The organism is Janthinobacterium sp. MP5059B (assembly GCF_001758645.1).
Taxonomy (GTDB): Bacteria; Pseudomonadota; Gammaproteobacteria; order Burkholderiales; family Burkholderiaceae_D; genus Janthinobacterium; species Janthinobacterium lividum.
Window position 1 is genome coordinate 948,230 of sequence record NZ_LRHX01000006.1, and the last position, 16,264, is coordinate 964,493.

The 16,264-nt window shown below is 59.8% G+C and carries 15 protein-coding genes; 6 read left to right on the forward strand and 9 right to left on the reverse strand.

Going from position 1 to position 16,264, the window contains the following annotated elements; genetic code table 11:
• Positions 1 to 7: 7 nt before the first annotated feature.
• Both JAB1_RS08800 and JAB1_RS08810 read left to right on the forward strand, forming a co-directional pair.
• The gene (locus tag JAB1_RS08800) at positions 8 to 649 is read left to right on the forward strand and encodes a TetR/AcrR family transcriptional regulator (protein WP_080753695.1); all 642 of its coding nucleotides are present in this window, start codon (positions 8 to 10) and stop codon (positions 647 to 649) included.
• A 398-nt stretch (positions 650 to 1,047) separates the two neighbouring features.
• Complete coding sequence (locus JAB1_RS08810; protein WP_034787325.1) at positions 1,048 to 1,293, forward strand: hypothetical protein; 246 nt, start codon at positions 1,048 to 1,050, stop codon at positions 1,291 to 1,293.
• Between the two features lie 46 nt (positions 1,294 to 1,339).
• On the opposite strand, the gene JAB1_RS08815 is transcribed toward JAB1_RS08810, so the two are convergent.
• The gene (locus tag JAB1_RS08815; RefSeq protein WP_070279509.1) at positions 1,340 to 1,789 is read right to left on the reverse strand and encodes a VOC family protein; all 450 of its coding nucleotides are present in this window, start codon (positions 1,787 to 1,789) and stop codon (positions 1,340 to 1,342) included.
• Positions 1,790 to 1,933: 144 nt separating this feature from the next.
• Positions 1,934 to 3,559 carry a response regulator gene (locus JAB1_RS08820; RefSeq protein ID WP_070279510.1) on the reverse strand — a complete coding sequence of 542 codons (1,626 nt, stop codon included), beginning with the start codon at positions 3,557 to 3,559 and terminating at the stop codon, positions 1,934 to 1,936.
• 348 nt (positions 3,560 to 3,907) lie between these two features.
• Here JAB1_RS08820 and JAB1_RS08825 point away from each other — a divergent pair, with 348 nt between their 5' ends.
• Positions 3,908 to 4,972, forward strand: coding sequence for a GGDEF domain-containing protein (locus JAB1_RS08825; protein ID WP_170846247.1), 1,065 nt, complete (start codon positions 3,908 to 3,910; stop codon positions 4,970 to 4,972).
• A 193-nt stretch (positions 4,973 to 5,165) separates the two neighbouring features.
• Positions 5,166 to 9,203: a phosphoribosylformylglycinamidine synthase gene (purL, locus tag JAB1_RS08830; protein ID WP_070279511.1), complete on the forward strand. Its 4,038-nt coding sequence runs from the start codon at positions 5,166 to 5,168 to the stop codon at positions 9,201 to 9,203.
• A gap of 98 nt (positions 9,204 to 9,301) precedes the next feature.
• Here the strand turns inward: purL and JAB1_RS28695 are convergent, their stop codons facing one another.
• Together JAB1_RS28695 and JAB1_RS08835 are read right to left on the reverse strand one after the other, a co-directional pair.
• Positions 9,302 to 10,447: a DUF3800 domain-containing protein gene (locus JAB1_RS28695; RefSeq protein ID WP_071653316.1), complete on the reverse strand. Its 1,146-nt coding sequence runs from the start codon at positions 10,445 to 10,447 to the stop codon at positions 9,302 to 9,304.
• A gap of 43 nt (positions 10,448 to 10,490) precedes the next feature.
• Entirely contained in the window at positions 10,491 to 11,297 is an 807-nt protein-coding gene (locus tag JAB1_RS08835; protein WP_070279512.1) for a lipid II flippase Amj family protein, read from the reverse strand.
• Between the two features lie 269 nt (positions 11,298 to 11,566).
• Between JAB1_RS08835 and JAB1_RS08840 the strand changes: the two genes are divergently transcribed.
• Positions 11,567 to 12,022 carry a tellurite resistance TerB family protein gene (locus tag JAB1_RS08840; RefSeq protein WP_070279513.1) on the forward strand — a complete coding sequence of 152 codons (456 nt, stop codon included), beginning with the start codon at positions 11,567 to 11,569 and terminating at the stop codon, positions 12,020 to 12,022.
• Between the two features lie 26 nt (positions 12,023 to 12,048).
• Here the strand turns inward: JAB1_RS08840 and JAB1_RS08845 are convergent, their stop codons facing one another.
• From JAB1_RS08845 to JAB1_RS08865, 5 genes are all read right to left on the reverse strand, one after another.
• Positions 12,049 to 12,576, reverse strand: coding sequence for a hypothetical protein (locus tag JAB1_RS08845; RefSeq protein WP_070279514.1), 528 nt, complete (start codon positions 12,574 to 12,576; stop codon positions 12,049 to 12,051).
• Positions 12,577 to 12,639: 63 nt separating this feature from the next.
• Positions 12,640 to 13,032: a hypothetical protein gene (locus JAB1_RS08850; protein WP_034787338.1), complete on the reverse strand. Its 393-nt coding sequence runs from the start codon at positions 13,030 to 13,032 to the stop codon at positions 12,640 to 12,642.
• A gap of 33 nt (positions 13,033 to 13,065) precedes the next feature.
• Positions 13,066 to 13,515 (reverse strand): hypothetical protein, encoded by a 450-nt coding sequence (locus JAB1_RS08855; RefSeq protein WP_070279515.1) that lies wholly within the window; start codon positions 13,513 to 13,515, stop codon positions 13,066 to 13,068.
• A 186-nt stretch (positions 13,516 to 13,701) separates the two neighbouring features.
• Entirely contained in the window at positions 13,702 to 14,427 is a 726-nt protein-coding gene (locus tag JAB1_RS08860) for a helix-turn-helix transcriptional regulator (protein ID WP_083299630.1), read from the reverse strand.
• 315 nt (positions 14,428 to 14,742) lie between these two features.
• Positions 14,743 to 15,288 (reverse strand): hypothetical protein, encoded by a 546-nt coding sequence (locus tag JAB1_RS08865; protein ID WP_070279517.1) that lies wholly within the window; start codon positions 15,286 to 15,288, stop codon positions 14,743 to 14,745.
• Between the two features lie 279 nt (positions 15,289 to 15,567).
• Here JAB1_RS08865 and JAB1_RS08870 point away from each other — a divergent pair, with 279 nt between their 5' ends.
• Positions 15,568 to 16,251, forward strand: a complete 684-nt coding sequence (locus JAB1_RS08870) for a VWA domain-containing protein (RefSeq protein WP_034787343.1) — start codon at positions 15,568 to 15,570, stop codon at positions 16,249 to 16,251.
• Positions 16,252 to 16,264: the final 13 nt, after the last annotated feature.

A 16,264-nucleotide genomic window follows, 5' to 3' on the forward strand; every position in this document is an offset into this window, starting at 1 on the left:
CAGCTTCATGCCCCAGTTGCGCACCGTTCCAGCTTCCCCGACTACCCGAAGCGAGGAGCGGCGGCGCAAGCTGCTGGTGGCGGCAGCGCACCTCTTCCTCGCCTCAGGCTATGACGGCGTCAGCATGGACGCCATCGTGGCCGAGGCGGGCGGCTCGAAAGCCACCGCCTACCGCTACTTCGGCAGCAAGCAGGAGCTGCTGGTGGCGGTGGTGGAATACCTGTGCGCCGATTTCATCATCGACTTGCGCCGCCTCGATACCTCGCAAGCGGGCCTGGAACAGGGCTTGCAGCTGATCCTCGATGAACTGGTGGCCGTCGTCACCAGTCCCCGCCACGTGGATTTCTACCGCCTCGTCGTCACGGGCGCGGCCGCCGTGCCGGCCGTGGGCCTCACCTGGTACGAACACGGCCCGCAAGTGTGGCACGCGCTGATCCTGCGCCTGCTGGAACAACAGCGTACCCGGGGCCGCATCGCGCCCGACACCTCGTTTTCCAATTTGCCGCAAATCCTGTTCGATGCCGTCTTCTCGCACCTCACCACGCGTACCGTCATGCTGGGGCAGGGCGGCGATGCGGCCACGTTCCGGCCCTTGATCGCGGAGCTGATCGAGCTGGTGGTGGCGCGGGTGGAGCGTAGCCCGGATTAGGCCCGGAAGGGTTGCAAGCCGGCTGGCGTGATCTCGCGAATCGCACGCACGGATACGCTGCCGGTTGCGATGGCCTCCGCCGGCGTGACGCGATGCCGCAGCTGGCGGCGGCGCGCGCAAGCCGCGAGGAGTTCCAATATGCCGGCAACTCGCGCCATACATGCAGGCCGTCCGCCGCGCCGCTGTACCGTTCCGCCAGACTATCCCGAGCCATCCGGTTTTCATCTTGCATTGTTTGCAACTGGGACATTTTGTCTCAATGTATGGAAATTGTTTTAAAGTAGTATGCATCAAAGCGTGCAGCAACACCAACCTTGAGCAGACGCTGCTGAAGCAGTGTTTTGAGGTAGCGCTCCTCACGATAGATAGTGTCAAGTAATAGACTGGAAATACGCAAAATGATGGATTGGACCCCTATAGTCTTCGTTACGTTCAAGGCTCTCGTGCTCGGCACGGGCATGTTCTTCGCCATCAAGTGGCATTACGATCAAGGGAAGAAGGATAAGGATAAGGCGAAGCAGAACCGCGCGGTGCTGCGCGCGAGCGGCAAGGTGGTCGCAGGCTTCGTGCTATTGCTCATGGGCCTGGGACTCGTCACCTTCGTCATTGTGCGGATGGTCGGTCTGGACATGACCCTCCCATGAGGGCAGAGACTAATCGGCCGATATCCAGTGATGCGGCAGCCATTCCTCAGGACGTCTTCTGCGGGAGCTGTTCGGCAAGCCCGATGAGGATGCCTTCAGGGCCACGGATGTAGCAGAGCCGATACATGCTTTCGTACTGGACGACTTCGCCGGCCAGCTTCGCGCCGCGTTTGACGAGCCGGACGAGCGTATCGTCGATATCGTCGACGGTAAACATGACACGTAGGTAACCGAGAGCGTTCACTGGGGCGTTGCGGTGATCGGCGGCCACGGGCGGCGCGAGGAAGCGCGATAATTCGAGACGGCTGTGGCCGTCCGGCGTACGCATCATGGCAATCTCGACGCGCATGCCGTGCAGTCCGGTGACGCCATCTGCCCAGTCTCCTTCAACCGGGGCGCGCCCTTCGAGAGCGAGTCCCAGTTCGGTGAAGAACTCGATGGCGGCATCAATGTCTTCTACCACGATGCCGACATTGTCCATACGCTTGACTGTCATGTTGCCTCCTGGGTGCCTAACGTCAACTGGACGTCAAATTGACGCCTTACGCATGCAGCATGGATTCCCGTCGCCTGGAGAAATCGTCGGCCCCTGGCTCTCGCCGCACGATCCGACCGCGGCAGTCACAGGGTTGCGACAGCATCAGGTGGCAATACCGTACTTATGCTGGGTCGCTGCATACTGCTGCTTCAGCGACTCCAGTTTCGGATGCTTGGGATCGATCTTGCTAATCACCTGCATCTGGTGCTGCGCCTGTTCGGCCAGCGGGGCTTCCCAGCCCAGCATGTTGAGCTGGCGCAGGATGGCGTCGACGGAAGCGAACAGCACGGGCAGATTGCCCGGCGTCTTGCGCAGGGCCTGGCGCAGCACGAAGACGGCGCCCTTGAGCTCTCCGCTTTCCGATTTGCTGGCCGCATCCTGCATCAGTTCCTGCACCTGGTTGCTGATCTGCTGGCCCATGCCTTGCGCCAGGTCGTGGCGGCCCGCCTTTTCAAAGACATCGACGGCCGCTTCCATCGTCACGTCGCTGTCGGCTTCGTTGACGAGTTTCATCATGACGTCGGACGCCGCCTGTTCCAGATTGTTTTTCAGGCAGCTTTGCACGAGGCCCACCTTCAGCTGCGTCGACAGGCCCCGCGCCGTATCCAGGGCGGCGGCGGCCAGCTGCAGTTCGCTGGCGGCGGCGATGTCGTTGCCCGACAATTCATGCAGCATGGCCGCCGAGATGGCGCGGCACGCTTCCACGTTGGCGCCGCCACGCAGCGAGCGTTCCATATCGCGCAGCACGCCGCTCGCCTGCGGCGCGTCGCCTTTCTTGACCAGCGTCTTGACCAGGTTGACATGGTCTTCCGGATCGCGGAATTCGGAGTACTTCGCTTTCGTCACCACCTGCTTATATGCCCGTTCGGCCGCGCCGATGTCTCCCGTTTCATAGGCGATGCCGCCCAGGTGGCGCAAGCGGCGCACCATGTGCGGCGAAATGGCCACCGCGTCCTCGAGGATTTTCTTCGCCTGCAGCTGCTGGCCCATGGCTTCATGGTTTTGCGCCAGCAAGTCGTAGGCGGCCATGAAGCGGGGATAGACTTCCACCAGTTCCAGCAGCGCATCCTGCGCCTCTTCGTGGCGCTGCTGCTCGAACAGGGTGCGCGCCAGCCCCAGATGGGCCCAGGCCATGGGCCGCGTGGCCAGCATGTCGCCGTACAGCTGTTCCGCTTCCTTCCATTCATCGAGCGCGATGTGCAGTTCGGCGCGCAGGCGGGCGAAATCGGCCGCCAGGCGCGGGTGCTGCAGCTCGGCCGCGCGGCAGCTTTTCACGGCTTCGCGCAAGTCGCCCTTGTCGATCAGCTGATACGTGGGCAGGAACATGGCGCGCCGTTCGATGGCGCGCGCGATGCGCCCGCTCAGCACATCGACGGTGAACGGTTTCAATATGTAGTCGGACGGGGTCAGCTCGGCCGCGCTGATCACCTTGCTGTGGATGGCTTCCGATGTCAGCATGATGAAGATCGTCCACAGCCCGATCAGCTTGTGATGGCGCAAGTCTTCCAGCAATTGCTGGCCATCCTGGCCGTCCGTGCCGCTACCAAGATCGTATTCGCACAGGATGATGTCGAACGGTTTCTTCGTCAGCAAGCGGATGGCCGTGCCGGAATTGACGGCATATTCCACCTTGGTGATGGCCGCCTGGTTCAGCATATTGTGCAGATTGCCCCGCATGCTGGGGTTCGGGTCGACGATCAGGACAGATAAGTCGCTAGTTTCTGGCATGGTTCAGCTCTCGTTCATCTGTTCGGTCATTTGCGGGAACTCTTCTTATATGTATCTGTCTGGCAGTATTACTTTTTATCAGCATACTGCAAAGCCGGGCGACACTGCCAGCAAAATGCATGCAATCGGGCGCGGGGCAGGGCGCAGGGCGCGTCCGGTGGCGTGGGGCGTTGTATTTCATGGCGCGGCGGCCCTGCGCGCGGGTGCGGGCGACGCATATCCGAGCAAATAGTTGACTAGCATGATAGTATCCTAATTACAACTAGTGTTGAATGCCGCGCAATCTTGCGGCCAGGCATGCGCAAGGCTGTACCGGGCGCTTTTCTTCTTTCTGGTGTCGATACCCGTATGCGTATTCCTGACTTATCTTCCCTGCGGCGCATTGCTGTTCCCCTCGCATTTGGCGGCAACAGCGAACAGCAGCACACCTATTTTGCGGAGCTGCACCGGGTCGGCATGGTCACGCAGCTGCTGGGCATCATTGCCTACAGCCTGACCTGGCTGATGATGCCGGAGCCGTATCATCCGAACTTCTCGCACGCCGTGCTGGCGCTGCTGGGCATGTTGACGAGCCTGATCGTGCGCTACCGCTGCACCACCTTGCCCGTGCTGACCATTACGGGCGCCTGCGCCGTGCTGACCCTGACTTTTGGCCTGCGCACCATGGCCGACGCCGTCCATCACGCCAGCTTCTGGGTCTTGCCCGTGGGCGTCTTCATGACCCTGGCCATCGCCTCCATCTTCAATGGCGGCCTCAGCTACCTGGCCGTGGTGGCCGGCGTGTGGTGGAACGTGGGGCACGGCCTGTACCCGGTGAACGCGGGCTTGCCCGACCAGTCCTGGGCGCCGTTGATGATCGCCGTCAGCATCCTGTTCGGGCTGGCGCTGAATGTCAGCTTCAGCTTGTTGCGCTTGCGTAATTACCACTCCAAGCTGGAATTGACGCGGCTGGCCTTCCAGGACAGCCTGACGGGCTTGAATAACCGCCGCATGTTCACGCAGCGCGCCCAGCAGATGCATGGCGCGCCGCAAGGCGGCATGCTGCATTTCCTGATGATCGATATCGACGATTTCAAGATCATCAACGACCAGCAGGGCCACGATGCGGGCGACGAGGTGCTCGTGCGCACGGCCGCCATCATCGCCGACAAGGCGCAGGGCCATCTGTGCGGGCGCCTGGGTGGCGAGGAATTCGGCGTCGTCTACGCGGGCGACCGCGAGGCCGTGCGCGCCTTTGCCGGCGCCCTGGTCGCCGCCGTCAGCCAGGCGTTTCATGCCGCACAGTTCGTGTCGATCAGCGTGGGCGTGGCCGAACTGGACCGGGGCAAGGACCTGGGCCACAGCTACCGGCTGGCTGACGAGGCGCTGTACCTGGCCAAGCGGCAAGGCAAGAACCGCTACGTGATCGCCTGATGTCAGGCCGAGGGTGTTGTTGCCATGTCAAAAATGGCCGCTGTGCGGGGCAAAAGGGTGGCAAAGCCCCAAGTTCCGGTCATAAGGCAGGGGTAAAACGGGTATAATGCGCGCAAAGGAAATTTGCCGTACGAAAGATATTGTCATACCTACCTTTAACCCGCAGCCACGCTGCATCAACCACCTTCCAATCATGTTGATACTGCCGGGTTCCAATGCCCTGTCCCATTTCCGTAGCCACCGTCTGTTAAGCCAACTGCAAGCCGTCTCGCCTGCGATTGTTGCCGTACAAGCACGCTATGTCCATTTCATCGATGCCAGCGCGCCTCTTACCAACGACGAAAGCACGCGCCTTGGCGCCTTGCTGACGTACGGCGAGCCGGCCCACGCTGACAATACGGAAGGCGCTGCCGAAGAATTCTTCGTCATCCCCCGTTTCGGCACGATTTCGCCGTGGGCTTCGAAAGCCACCGACATCGCGCACAACTGCGGCATGGCGCACATCAAGCGCGTCGAACGCGGCATCGCTTTCCGCATCAACCTGAAATCGGGCATCCTGGGCAGCGCCATTGGCGCCGGTAAATTGACGGACGAGCAAGTGCAAGCCGTGGCCGACCTGCTGCACGACCGCATGACGGAATCCGTGCTGCGCAGCGCGGACGACGCCAAGGACTTGTTCCGCACCCTGGAAGCGCGTCCACTGGAATCGATCGACTTGCTGGGGCAGGGCAAGCGCGCACTGGAAACGGCGAACACGGAACTGGGCCTGGCGATGTCGGAAGACGAAATCGACTACCTGGACGCCGCCTTCACCAAGGCCGGCCGCAACCCGACGGACGTGGAACTGATGATGTTCGCGCAGGCGAACAGCGAGCATTGCCGCCACAAGATCTTCAACGCCGACTGGACCATCGACGGCGTGGCGCAACCCAAGTCCCTGTTCGGCATGATCAAGAACACGCATGAACTGCAGCCGAAGGGCACCGTCGTCGCCTACAGCGACAACTCGTCCATCATGGAAGGCGCGACCGTGTCGCGCTTCTACCCGCGCGGCGCCAGCCACGAATATGCGGCGTCAAACGAACTGACGCACACCCTGATGAAGGTGGAAACGCATAACCACCCGACGGCCATCTCTCCCTTCCCGGGCGCTTCCACGGGCGCGGGCGGCGAGATCCGCGACGAAGGCGCGACGGGCCGCGGCGCCAAGCCGAAAGCCGGTTTGACGGGTTTCACCGTATCGAATTTGTCCCTGCCGGACGCCGTGCGCAGCTGGGAAACGGCCGCTTCCGTGACGGCGCCATTGGCCTCGCGCACGGATGCGGACCAATACGGCAAACCGGAGCGCATCGCGTCGCCCCTGCAGATCATGATCGAAGGCCCATTGGGCGGCGCCGCGTTCTCGAACGAATTCGGCCGTCCGGTCCTGGGCGGCTACTTCCGCACGTATGAGCAGAACGTCGGCACGGACAAAGACGCCGTCTTCGGCTACCACAAGCCGATCATGATCGCTGGCGGCATCGGCAATATCTCGGCGCAGCACACGCACAAGAACGACATCCCCGTCGGCAGCCTGCTGGTGCAGCTGGGTGGCCCGGGCATGCGCATCGGCATGGGCGGCAGCGCCGCTTCGTCGATGACCACCGGCAGCAACACGGCCGACCTGGACTTCGACTCCGTCCAGCGCGGCAATCCGGAAATGGAACGCCGCGCCCAGGAAGTCATCAACGCTTGCTGGCAAATGGGCGCCGACAATCCGATCATCTCCATCCACGACGTGGGTGCGGGCGGCTTGTCGAACGCCTTCCCGGAAATCACCAACGATGCCAAGCGCGGCGCGATTTTCGACCTGCGCAAGGTGCCGCTGGAAGAATCGGGCATGGCGCCGAAGGAAATCTGGAGCAATGAATCGCAGGAACGCTACGTCCTGGCCATCGCGCCGGAAAGCCTGCCACTGTTCAAAGCCATGTGCGAACGCGAACGCTGCCTGTTCGCCGCCGTGGGCGTGGCCACCGAAGAGCGTCAATTGAAGCTGATCGACCCGGAACTGGGCAACGAGCCGGTCGACATGCCGATGGATGTCTTGCTGGGCAAGCCGCCAAAGATGCAGCGCGACGTGGTCCACGTGGCCAACGATTTCCCTGCCATTGATCTCACCGGCATGGACCTGGTTGATGTCGCGCAAAAAGTGCTGCTGCTGCCGACCGTGGCCGACAAATCCTTCCTGATCACCATCGGCGACCGCAGCGTGGGCGGCATGACCGTGCGCGACCAGATGGTGGGACCATGGCAAGTGCCGGTGGCCGACTGCGCCGTCACCACCATGAGCTTTGAAGGTTATCTGGGCGAAGCGATGGCCATGGGCGAACGCACGCCGCTGGCCGTCATCGACGCAGCAGCTTCCGGCCGCATGGCCGTGGGCGAAGCCGTCACCAACATCGCCGCAGCAGCCATCGGCGACATCTCCGACATCAAATTGTCCGCCAACTGGATGGCCGCCTGCGGCCAGCCTGGCCAGGACGCGGCCCTGTACGACACGGTCAAGGCTGTCGGCATGGACCTGTGCCCGGCGCTGGGCATCAGCATCCCCGTCGGCAAGGATTCGCTGTCGATGCGCACGACGTGGAAAGACGAGAGCACGGGCGCGGCGAAATCCGTCACGTCGCCCGTGTCGCTGATCGTGTCCTCGTTCGCGCCAGTGACGGACGTGCGCAAGTCGCTCACGCCGCAGCTGAAAACGGACAAGGGCGACACGTCCCTGATCCTGATCGATCTGGGCCGCGGCAAGAACCGCCTGGGCGCCTCGGCGCTGGCGCAAGTCATGGGTCAATTGGGCAATGAAACGCCGGACGTCGACAGCGCGGAAGACTTGAAAGGCTTCTTCGCCGCCATTCAAAAGCTCAACAGCGACGACAAGCTGCTGGCCTACCATGACCGTTCGGACGGCGGCCTGTACGCCACCCTGACGGAAATGGCCTTCGCCGGCCACACGGGCATGTCCGTCAATCTGGACATGCTGACCATGGAAGGCGAGCACTCGAGCGACTGGGGCGACGCCAAGAACTGGACGGGCCAGGTGGCGGAACGCCGCAACGAACTGACCCTGCGCGCCCTGTTCAGCGAAGAGCTGGGCGCCGTGATCCAGGTGCGCGCGGAAGAAAAGTCCCTGGTCATGGACGTGCTGCGCACCTTCAACCTGGGCGCCTGCAGCCATATCATCGGCAAATTGAACGACCGCGACGTCATCGAATTCACGCGCGACGCCAAGCTGATTTACACCCAGCCGCGCGCCGACCTGCACCGCCTGTGGAGCGAAACGAGCTGGCGCATCGCCCGCCTGCGCGACAATCCGGCCTGCGCGGACGCCGAGTACGACCGCCTGCTGGACGTGCAAGATCCGGGCATGTCGCCGATCGTCACCTTCGACCAGAACGACAACATCGCCGCGCCATTCATCGCCACCGGCGTGCGTCCGCGTGTCGCCATCCTGCGCGAGCAGGGCGTCAACTCGCACATCGAGACGGCGTATGTGATGCACCAGGCAGGCTTCACGGCCGTCGACGTGCACATGAGCGACCTGATCGCGGGCCGCGTCAAGCTGGACGACTTCCAGGGCGTCATCGCCGTGGGCGGCTTCTCGTACGGCGACGTGCTGGGCGCGGGCGAAGGCTGGGCGAAAACCATCCTGTTCAACGCCAGCCTGGCGGAACAGTTCGCGCGCTTCTTCAACCGCACGGACAGCTTCGGCCTCGGTATCTGCAACGGCTGCCAGATGATGAGCAACCTGAAATCCATCATCCCCGGCGCCCACGCCTGGCCCAAGTTCACGCGCAACAAGTCGGAGAAATTCGAAGGCCGCTTTGCCATGGTCGAAGTGATGGATTCCCCATCGATCTTCTTCAACGGCATGGCCGGCACCCAAGCCGGCATCGCCATCGCCCACGGCGAAGGCTACGCCGACTTCTCGCAAACAGGCGACATCACCCAGGTCACCAAAGCCATGCGCTTTGTCGACAACAAGGGCGCCGCCACCGGAGCGTATCCGTACAACCCGAACGGCTCGCCGGAAGGCATCACCTCCGTCACCACGCCAGACGGCCGCTTCACCGTGCTGATGCCGCATGCGGAGCGCGTGTTCCGCAGCGTTCAACAGTCGTATCACCCTGAAGCATGGGGCGAGGATTCGCCGTGGATGCGCATGTTCAGGAATGCACGGAAGTTTGTGGGGTAATTAGTTCGCTTGCAGGGCAGCGCTGGAATTAAAGGCGCTGTTGCTGGGGTAGGAATGAAAAAAAGCCGCTGTCGGGAGACAGCGGCTTTTTTTATGTATTATTTCATGTTGCTAATGATAAATTGCAAACCATGAAATCTTTGCTCGCTAAGAAATTTTATTTCACCAACACTTCCAAGATCAAAAATCTCGTCTGCTTTTTTTAGGCGACTAAGTAAGGGTATTGCAATTCCGTCTACTAAGTCGGCAAAGCCGATTAAGTCTGCATAGCTAGTTGGTATTTTATAACCTTTGGTTGAGCTAGCGATTACAACTTCATGGTCTCTCATTCTTGCAATTATATTTGAACGTAAGTATTGCTTAGTTATCTCATGAAATCCTTGATCTTTCAGATGCTCAAGTATGTCATTTGTTGATGTGAATGCTTTCTCAAAAGGAAATCTGGCGCGAAAGAGTAAGTAACTTAGAGTTGCGTATTGAATTTCTATTTCTGGATCTAACGAATTAAAATTTTTTCTTAAAAATTCAGATGCTCTATGAACTGAAATGTTGGAGATCTTAGAGTCAATGTCAGTGGATGAGTTGGTGGCAGCAAGTTCTGTTTCAAATTTCGGCGGCCATTCATCTATCCTTATTCTTTTATTTTGAATAAAACGTAGGAGATGCTCTCGCGACTCTCCAGAAACCTTTCCTTCATATAACTTTGCAGTAGTGCCAACCAAAAAATCAGCAAGCTGAACTAATATTTCGGCTCTGCTGTCAACAATTTCAATTTTTGATTCGAAAAAAAGATCGGGAACATGTGTTGTTGTAATGTAATTTTTAAAGCTATTAATGAAATCGGAGCCACCGTGGCCATCAGCATAAATTGTTATATTTTTTACTGAATTAAAAAGTTGATTGTATAGAAGGCCGTTTGTAAATTTTATGAAAGATTTTTTGAATTGCAATCCGCTATCTTTTATTATTCTGGCTTTATCTATGCAAACTGCATAAAATCTGAAATTTAAGGTTGATATTTCAGTTATTATTTTTAGTCTTCTCTCGTCGCTTAATTTGTTCGACTTTATTTCTCCATGGCTGAAATATTTTATTCTAATTTTTTCCATTGATGCTTCAAGGTCAGACCTTTTTTCAGTCGGAATTATTACTGCTAACACTATAAAATAATTTGATGCACCGTCCTTCTCGGTTGTTAAATCATGGTTTCCGGATTCATCGATGAAAGCAACGTAATCGCTCATTGGCAGTCCATAATAAATATGTATCATTGGATATTTTGAATATTCACAAGCCCTTCGCCACCCCCACAATCACCACCGCCGACGGCACCAATAAAAACTGCGCAATCAGCGTCCCCGCCAACCGGCTCCCCACCAGCCATACCACCGCGCGCCGGAATTGCGATTCTTCAATCTTGCCTTCGATGACGTCATCCGTCATGCCTGACATGTGCGGGTCGATAAAGACGGCCATCATGATGGTGGCGCCGCCGTTGATGATCGATGACAGGGTGCTGGAGGTGACGCGCACGCTCGGGTCCAGCACGCCCGCGTACAGGGCGGCGAAGACGCCTACCGTCCACAGGGCCGTGGCGATGACGTTCATGGCGGTCATGGAGATGGAGACGCCCGAATGTTGGCGCAGGCCCGTGACGTTGGCGGGCTTGGGCAGGCTGGCGGAGGTCTTGAGGTAGGACAGGCCGCCCTTGAAGACGGCGTGCAGCAGCAGTTTGGGCACGGACCTGTGTACCTGGAAGTGCTCGACGGCGCGGCAGAAGGCGCGCTGGAAGGTGGGGATCAGGATTGCGCCGAGTATCGTCGCCAGGCTGGCGGAGAGCAGCAGCCAGCGGAAGTCGAGCAGCAGGGTGCTGGCGGCAACATGCTGGTCGATACCCGTTTCCACGCGCTTGGCGAGAAATGGGCCGAGGAAGGAATTCGACGTGCGCGACAGCAGCATCAGGATGCTGAACAATGCCAGCGAGACGGCGATGCGGCGCGTGCGGATGCCGGCGATGCGCACGGAATAGGCGAGGGTGCCGATGATGTGGATGATGAACGTCAGTGCACAAATCAACAGCAATTGCTTGTCCATCACAACCTTGCAGTGAAGAAAATGTAATTCCATGCTGCCATGAAGTTACTTATTTTTCAACTGCAAATTATTTAACGTTGCGTGTGGCTCAATTGGTGTTGGATTGCAGTTGTTTTTCAGGGCAAGGCATGGCGATCGGCAAACGCGGCGCACTCAGTTGCGTGCTTGTTGCTCGTCCCTTGCTTGTATTTCAAGCTTGCACCCTCAACTATCCCTGGTGGCGGCCTGTCTTGCCGCTCGATATGCACCAACCAAACCGGAGGTACACCATGAGTTTCGATTCCTTTTTGTCCAAGCTGAAGTCCAAAGCCAGCGAGTTGAAAACCGAGGCCTTGAAGTACAAGAACAAGGATTTCCTGAACGCCGCGATGGCGGGCTCGGCCCTGATCTCGATGGCCGACGGCAGCGTCAGTGCGGAAGAGAAGCAGAAGATGGTGAAGTTTATTGAAAGCAATGATGCGCTATCCGTGTTTACCACCACGGACGTTATCAAGGCTTTCCAGGAATATGTGGGCCAGCTGGAGTTCGACAAGGATATCGGCGAAGCCAAGGCGTATCAGGCGCTGGGCAAGATGAAGTCGAATGTGGAGGCGTCGCGCTTGCTGGTGCGCATGATCATCGCCGTCGCTTCGTCGGATGGCAATTTCGACGCCAATGAGCAGCGCGTGGCCAGCAAGATCGCGCGCGAGCTGGGCTTGACTCCTGCGGAGTTCGAGCTGCAGTAAAGCCGGGCCAGCCGGCTCCGGCTGGCTTAACTCTTGTCCCACCACGGCGGCGTGCCCGACGACCACGGGCACGCCATCTCCACTTCGCGTATCCTGTAGCGGATCTCGATCACCTGGCCTGGGCTGAAGGGACCGCGTTTCCAGTCGCCGGAATCAAAGACGTAGCCTTTGCCCTTGATGCAAAGACTGGTCGGGTTGTTGCCGATGGGGCCGGTCGAGTGCAGGGTGACGCGCACTTCGCCGTTGGCGTCCAGCGGGGCGTCGCCGCCCATGAAGAGTGGATCCGAGCCGATGTCGCAGACAGTGGTGCTGCCTATCTTGCTGCAGCGCTTGATATACGTTTGCTGGCGCGCCTGGGCCAGGTAATCGTCATGCCGCATCGGCTTGCCATCGTCATAGGTAAAGCGCAGGATGACTGGCGTGGGCTCGCTGGCAGGATGGCGCGTGGTGCTGGTGCAGGCGGCGCTGACGAGGGCCAGCAAGGGCCAGGCCAGCAGGCGCAGGATGCCGCGCAGCAGCGCCGGGATCGGGTTGTTGCCGGATGGATGCTGCATGTGGCGTTGCCATTTGTCTCATGAACGGGGCGCCGATCATAGCATGCGAAGGCAGCGGTTCCGCTAGCACGCGCCGCGATTCAATTCCTGCAGCACTTTCTTGCACAACACCCCATAGCCCACACCCGTGCCCCGTTTGTGTGCGGCCAGGTCGTAGCCGGCGCTGATGTCGTCCCATGCCACGCTACCGGGCAGGGGGCGCAAGTCGTCGTCGAGGTCCATCTCGAAATGAATGAAGTGGCCATCGGCGCTCAGCAGCTTGCCGTACACGGCGGGCATGCCGGGGCAAGCCAGTTGCAGGTCCAGCATGAGGGCCGTGCCCAGCGCCACGCCATGGCTGGCCGCGCACTGGCGCAAGGCGTCGGGCAAGGGACGCGCGCGCCACCAGGCCGCCGTCTGCTTGATGGCGGCCTGGGTCAGTGCGTTTTGCTGCTGGACAGAATACTGTTTGCTCATGGCTGCCACCCATGCGGCACGCGGCTTGCCGCCCTAACGCGATGCCAGGCTCATGCTTTTTACATGGGCTGGCACGATCTCGCCGCTGGCCAGTTTTTCGGCCGGTACCCGCATCAGCACTTCGCCACCCACCCTACCGTCGTCGCGCAGGTCGATGCGCATGGCCAGTTGCTGGTCGAGCGCCACGAAGCTGTCGCTGCCGGTGGCGATGATGCGGTGTTCTTCCTGGTCATCGATGCGCGCATACATCATGGCGCCGATGCTGCCCGCGTTGCGCAGGTAGAGCACTTGTCCGTTCGACAGCTCATAGCCGCCGCGGAACGGGGCAAAACTTTCCGCACTCATGAAATGTCTGTGTGCCGGTAATTCGATCGTGTGCAGGCGTCCGCCGGGAACGACGACGGTCTGGCTGTCGGGCAGCGTTTGCGCATTTGCCAGCAGGGCGCAGACGCCCAGGGTGCCGGCCAAGATCCATGTTTTCATTTTTTTACCCATCCTTGAACTGTGGTGCCGTCCGCTGCCGGCGCGGCGATGTTGATGCGGGTGACAGGAAAACCGAACCGGCTGGTCCGCAAGCGCTGCTGTCACACTGGCAAGGCGTGGACTGCCGGTGTTGCCAGTGTAGACAGGCAAGATGCACCGCGCATCATCCGATCGGATGACACGGTCTCATGCATCGAGTACGGCCAGGTGCGCCGTGGCGCCGTGGATCAGGGCGATCAGCTCGCCCTGGCGCCGCGTATCCGTCTTTAAATAGGTGTGGTGCAGATGCGTCTTGACGGTGTTGACGCTGATGCCGCCCTGCGCGGCGATTTCTTCGATGGTGGCCCCTTGCGCCAGCGCCTTGCCCACTTGCGCCTCCGCTTGCGTCAAGTCAAACAGCTGGCGCAAGGCAGGGACGGACGTGCTTGCTTTGGTGGGATCGCGCGCGATCAGCAGCGCGCATGGGGGCTGGCAATCGGCAAGCGGGGTGACGGTCAGGGCCAGGGGCGCTTGCTGCTTGCGCGTCAGGCGCAGCGACTGGCATTGCGCCGCGCCGCCGGCGCTGGCGATCACCAGGCGCACGGCGCGCATCAGGGCGGGCGGGGCAGCGTGTTCCAGCTGCGCCGCATGCAGGGCATGGCCGGCGGGAGTGGCGAAACGCAATCCGAGGTTGGCGTCGAGCACCAGCACGACGGCGCCCATCGCGTCGAGCGCTGCCAGCGCACAGTGGCTGGCCAGTTGCGCTTCGCGCAAGCGCTGCTGCAGGCACAGGGCGCGCTGCAGATGCGGCAAGAGCTCCTGCCATTGCTGGCCGCTGAGGCCAGCACTGTCGAGCTGCGGCCAGTCGCCGATGCCGCAGGCCGAGTCGTACATGGCGCCGATCAGTTTGCCCACATTCATTGCCGTGCTCATGCTTGCCCCCAATCCTGATTACATCAGTGTGCCGCGGGCGTGCAGGTGCGGAACTGGGTAAGGGCAGTGTGGTACAGCGATTGGCCCCACCTTTGTAAGGAAGGGTTGGACGCTGCCATCTGGCCTGGGCATCTTTCAAGATAGTATAAATATGGCACCGCTGCAATGCGGTGCTGCAGCGGATTGCGGATATCCGCTACGTACTATCGGCAACCAGGCGTTCCAGGAGCATGCGGGATTTTGCATCCCTGGCATGAACACAAGGTCACCAAGCTTTTTTGGGCCGAGCGCGCCTGTGACGTTCGCGTGCAACGATCAAGTTTCCGCTCTGGCTGCAGTCAGTGCAACCTGGAATGGACCGGTGCCAGGGGCAGCAATGGTCAAAGCCAAATGCATGATGACTTGGCCGTTCATCGATACCGCATAGCTCGTGCTCGATAGGCTTGCGGTCGCACTGGCCGGCGTGACCATCTTCGATTGGTAGGTGGCCCCCTGGGTCTTCAAATAATCCAGAAAGCCGATCACCAGATTCCTGGTCATCGACGCGTCCAGGTCATTTGCAAAGACATTGCATGCGCTCTCGCCGATACTCGTCAGGACGAAGCGCGAGTTGTCGAGTTGCACGTTCCAGGCGTTACCAGAGTAAGCTCCCAAATATGCTGCCGCATCGATGCTTGATAGCTTTTGAAAACCCGGCCGTGCTAACCAGGCCTGGAATTTTTCCGGATAGGGGAAGTTCATAAAACAGCCTTGAACGAACTCGTCAACGACCTGCGCGGTAGCTAATTCGGACGCTTTAGGAGAAGCGCAAGCGGCGAAAGGGGAAACAAACAGCAGAAGTGCCGCAACGATTTTCTTCATGAATAACCTTAAATTTAGTTGCTATCTATCCGTTTCTGGCCGCTACTGGATGGCCGGAATAGTTCAGTGTACGAGGTTGTTGCTTTCAGGGCAAGTTCGTCAGATGCCCGATGGGCGAGGACAAGGAAACTGGCAGGCGGCACGGGCCGGGGACAAAAAAACCGGAAAAATGGCGATTTTGACCGCGTGCTATAGCATCCGAAGCAATCGGACACATGGAAAACATATCCATAGGGTAAGCTTCAGGCCTAAGCTATTTCGCAACTCTATCAAAATTACATGACCTCCATAATGATCCCCGACGTCGCCCTGGTCGACAATACCGAACAACGCACGCCGCTGGTGCTCGTGCTGGACTGCTCTGGCAGCATGGACGGCGAACCCGTTTCGCTGCTGAACGAAGGCCTGGCCTTGCTGGAACAGGAACTCAAGTCCGACGTGATCGCCGCCAAGCGCGTGCGCATCCTCGTGATTCAATATGGCGCCCACGATGAAGCGGTCGTGGCCAGCAACTGGTGCGATGCCATGGATTTCACGGCGCCACGTCTGGAAGCGAACGGCACTACGCCCACCGGCGCGGCTGTCGAGCTGGCCCTGGCCGAGATCGAGCAGGAAAAGCAGCGTTTCCGCGCGGCAGGCGTGGCGTATACGCGGCCGTGGCTGTTCCTGATGTCCGATGGCGAGCCGACGGACCGCTGGCAGCACGGCGCCGAACAGGCGCGCGCCGCCGAGCAGGCCAATAAAGTGGCGATCTTCCCCATCGCCGTGGGCGACCACGCAAACATCGATACCCTGGGCGAATTCTCCAGCCGCGGCGAGCGGGGCGTGAAGCAGTTGAAAGGCTTGCAGTTCCGCGAACTGTTCCTGTGGCTGAGCGCCAGCATGCAGGTGGTGTCGCAATCGCGTCCCGGCGCGCAGGCGCAACTGGCCTCGACGGACGGCTGGTCCGTCGTGAGTACGTGAAAGCCCGTTGATC

What these genes read in the sequence shown, in the direction of transcription:
- JAB1_RS08865 (WP_070279517.1), bottom strand. Translation starts at nt 15,288, where the DNA reads ATGAAGAAAATCGTTGCGGCACTTCTGCTGTTTGTTTCCCCTTTCGCC.
- JAB1_RS08815 (WP_070279509.1), bottom strand. Translation starts at nt 1,789, where the DNA reads ATGACAGTCAAGCGTATGGACAATGTCGGCATCGTGGTAGAAGACATT.
- JAB1_RS08835 (WP_070279512.1), bottom strand. Translation starts at nt 11,297, where the DNA reads ATGGACAAGCAATTGCTGTTGATTTGTGCACTGACGTTCATCATCCAC.
- JAB1_RS08860 (WP_083299630.1), bottom strand. Translation starts at nt 14,427, where the DNA reads ATGAGCACGGCAATGAATGTGGGCAAACTGATCGGCGCCATGTACGAC.
- JAB1_RS08800 (WP_080753695.1), top strand. Translation starts at nt 8, where the DNA reads ATGCCCCAGTTGCGCACCGTTCCAGCTTCCCCGACTACCCGAAGCGAG.
- JAB1_RS28695 (WP_071653316.1), bottom strand. Translation starts at nt 10,447, where the DNA reads ATGAGCGATTACGTTGCTTTCATCGATGAATCCGGAAACCATGATTTA.
- JAB1_RS08840 (WP_070279513.1), top strand. Translation starts at nt 11,567, where the DNA reads ATGAGTTTCGATTCCTTTTTGTCCAAGCTGAAGTCCAAAGCCAGCGAG.
- purL (WP_070279511.1), top strand. Translation starts at nt 5,166, where the DNA reads ATGTTGATACTGCCGGGTTCCAATGCCCTGTCCCATTTCCGTAGCCAC.
- JAB1_RS08850 (WP_034787338.1), bottom strand. Translation starts at nt 13,032, where the DNA reads ATGAGCAAACAGTATTCTGTCCAGCAGCAAAACGCACTGACCCAGGCC.
- JAB1_RS08870 (WP_034787343.1), top strand. Translation starts at nt 15,568, where the DNA reads ATGACCTCCATAATGATCCCCGACGTCGCCCTGGTCGACAATACCGAA.
- JAB1_RS08845 (WP_070279514.1), bottom strand. Translation starts at nt 12,576, where the DNA reads ATGCAGCATCCATCCGGCAACAACCCGATCCCGGCGCTGCTGCGCGGC.
- JAB1_RS08810 (WP_034787325.1), top strand. Translation starts at nt 1,048, where the DNA reads ATGATGGATTGGACCCCTATAGTCTTCGTTACGTTCAAGGCTCTCGTG.
- JAB1_RS08855 (WP_070279515.1), bottom strand. Translation starts at nt 13,515, where the DNA reads ATGAAAACATGGATCTTGGCCGGCACCCTGGGCGTCTGCGCCCTGCTG.
- JAB1_RS08825 (WP_170846247.1), top strand. Translation starts at nt 3,908, where the DNA reads ATGCGTATTCCTGACTTATCTTCCCTGCGGCGCATTGCTGTTCCCCTC.
- JAB1_RS08820 (WP_070279510.1), bottom strand. Translation starts at nt 3,559, where the DNA reads ATGCCAGAAACTAGCGACTTATCTGTCCTGATCGTCGACCCGAACCCC.